Origin of the sequence: Novacetimonas pomaceti (assembly GCF_003207955.1) — a bacterium.
GTDB classification, from domain to species: Bacteria; Pseudomonadota; Alphaproteobacteria; order Acetobacterales; family Acetobacteraceae; genus Novacetimonas; species Novacetimonas pomaceti.
The window spans coordinates 1-2,167 of sequence record NZ_NOXG01000076.1 but is presented as its reverse complement, the minus strand read 5'-3'; the positions used below and the strand labels follow the sequence as shown (position 1 = coordinate 2,167).

Below are 2,167 nucleotides of genomic sequence, written 5' to 3'. Positions count from 1 at the left end.
AAGCAGAATATCGTCAATATTCCAGATCGGGCTCCTGTGGGATGACTGAATTCTACAAAATGACCCGAAATTGCCTCAAGTGTGAGAAATCCGCGTCGACCACAATCTTTTTTCTGCGGACGTTTTTCACGCGCTTAGCCATAAAACAATCATCCTTGATCAAGACAAAAATATTTCGAATTAAACTTCTAGCGAGGGTAGAAATTCGCCAGTTTCCTGACGAACAGTGCGGTATGTCGACATATGTCGTACCCGAAATACCACTTATGGTCACCCCGCACAAATTGTGACCAAAGCATGGCAATCATTACAAATTTTTGCCATTCTGAACAAAATCGGAGAAGGAAGAACCTGATCTTGAAATTTGCACAAGAGTAGGTGCACGATAGCATAGAACTACCAACCCGATCAGATCTTATCCATTTTGGCTGCCTCAGCAGATACCACGGACGTCTGTAAGGTCAAGGCGGCAATCATACCAGAGCGACTTTCATTGGCGGCACGAGCTAAAGCATCTAGACGCGCCAAAACACGCCGGGGAAGAGAGATATTCGCACGATCTACCCGATCATCAAGAATGGCCGGATCAAGTGTAACAAATCCAACGATCCAACCTGCATAATCAGGAGCTTTCCGGATGCCATCCACAGAACTGGGAGATGGAATGGCTTCGCCTGCGTCCAACATGGCATCGATCCAACCAGCGGCTGCCTCTTCTGCGCTATCTAGCGCTTCCTCCAAGGTGTCACCTGCTGAAAAGCATCCGGGCAGATCAGGAAAAACAACTCCAAAGGCCGTTGTACCATCACCATGTTCAATTACAACTGGGTAGCGCATGACCTCTCCTGGGCTTCTGCCTGTCTACAAATGGCAATAACCAATCCGTTACCAAGATTTTTCTTCGGGTGCGGGATAGTCAGCACGTCCTTGCGCTGTGGATGCTTCAGAACATGATGGGAACCACGTACGCGATCCAGCACTCTGCCTAACCTGATCAGTTTCTGAGTGAGGAACATGCCTTGCATTTACATATCATACACACTGCACCAAATATTTTCAATATCCCTTGAACTCAGCTTATCAGGAGCAGGCAGGAAATCACAAAAAATCATTTATTTAACAGCATTAATACCAAAATTAATTATTTATTTAAATATTATCATTAGTGATACATGTTATTATTAAATATAATACAAGAAAAATATACAATTTTTCAAGAATATTTCCAAGAAATATTATGTGAAGAGCCCGCCCTCGTGGACATATCCTGCGGGTACATCGGTGGAGCGGTGGCAAGAGGCGTCTTTAAGCCGAAAGAGAGAGGCTCTGGCCCGCGCACAGTGTTAAGCGGCATGGAAAAGTGACCCCTTCGGAAGGGGGACAGGCAGCCAAAAACGACCCCTTTCTGAGAAACGGGTTCACGATGGCCTTCATGCTGAATGGAGGCCCGGTTTGGGATGCTTGTTGTGGAAACAATTGGAAAGATCCGTCGCGCGCATTTTGTCGAAGGAAAGGCGATCAGTAAGCTCCCGGCGACTGACGCCTTGCTGAATACTTCTGGTCTGGTTCAGCTATGAAGCATGAGCGATTTAAGAGATAGGGACGCGGTACTACCTGCGAGTGTCGCAGGTAGTACCGCAGAGAGGCTCCAAAGGAGCGGTAGAGAGACAGGCGAGCGGGACAGGCTGGCGGACGCCTCGCGGATCGAGATCGTTTCGGATCGCCGCCGCTGGCACGCCCCTGAATTTCGCGCGCGAGTGGTCATCGCGTCCTACGAGAGCCGACGCCCCATAAGGGAGGTGGCTGCACAGTATGGGATCCATCCAAGTCTGGTGTTTCGCTGGCGGCGAGAGGCTCGGGCCAAAGGCGGGACATCGTTCATACCTGTCATGGTGGCCCCGGCCCCCGAGCCGCAGCCATTGGAGCGTCGGAGAGAACAGGGAACGCTGTCCGACCGAGCCGTCAGCCTGGTCTTTCCGGACGGTGTGCGGCTGGAGTTCGACACAGGGCTGTCCGCTGATCGTCTGCGTGAGATTGTGGGCGCACTACGATCATGATCCCGCTTCCCTCCACGCTGAGGATATGGCTGGCGGCCGGTGTAACCGATATGCGCCTGGGGATGCCCGGGCTGGCGTTGAAGGTCCAGGAAGCACTGGGTCGTGACCCT

At 51.0% G+C, this 2,167-nt stretch carries 4 protein-coding genes; 2 read left to right on the top strand and 2 right to left on the bottom strand.

Annotated elements, in window-relative coordinates:
* Nucleotides 1–408 precede the first annotated feature (408 nt).
* A complete protein-coding gene (locus CFR71_RS15555; protein ID WP_010512546.1) occupies nt 409–837 on the bottom strand; it encodes a type II toxin-antitoxin system HicB family antitoxin in 429 nt (142 codons plus the stop codon).
* On the bottom strand, nt 819–1,016 hold the full coding sequence (locus CFR71_RS15550) for a type II toxin-antitoxin system HicA family toxin (protein ID WP_010512545.1): 198 nt from the start codon (nt 1,014–1,016) through the stop codon (nt 819–821). Before CFR71_RS15550 ends, CFR71_RS15555 begins: the two co-directional genes overlap by 19 nt.
* A 564-nt stretch (nt 1,017–1,580) precedes the next feature.
* Between CFR71_RS15550 and tnpA the strand changes: the two genes are divergently transcribed.
* Together tnpA and tnpB are read left to right on the top strand one after the other, a co-directional pair.
* A complete protein-coding gene (tnpA, locus tag CFR71_RS15540) occupies nt 1,581–2,057 on the top strand; it encodes an IS66-like element accessory protein TnpA (RefSeq protein ID WP_207781384.1) in 477 nt (158 codons plus the stop codon).
* Nucleotides 2,054–2,167: IS66 family insertion sequence element accessory protein TnpB (gene tnpB, locus CFR71_RS15535; RefSeq protein WP_165832105.1), on the top strand; the 114-nt coding region annotated here is incomplete at its 3' end. The genes tnpA and tnpB, both read left to right, overlap by 4 nt.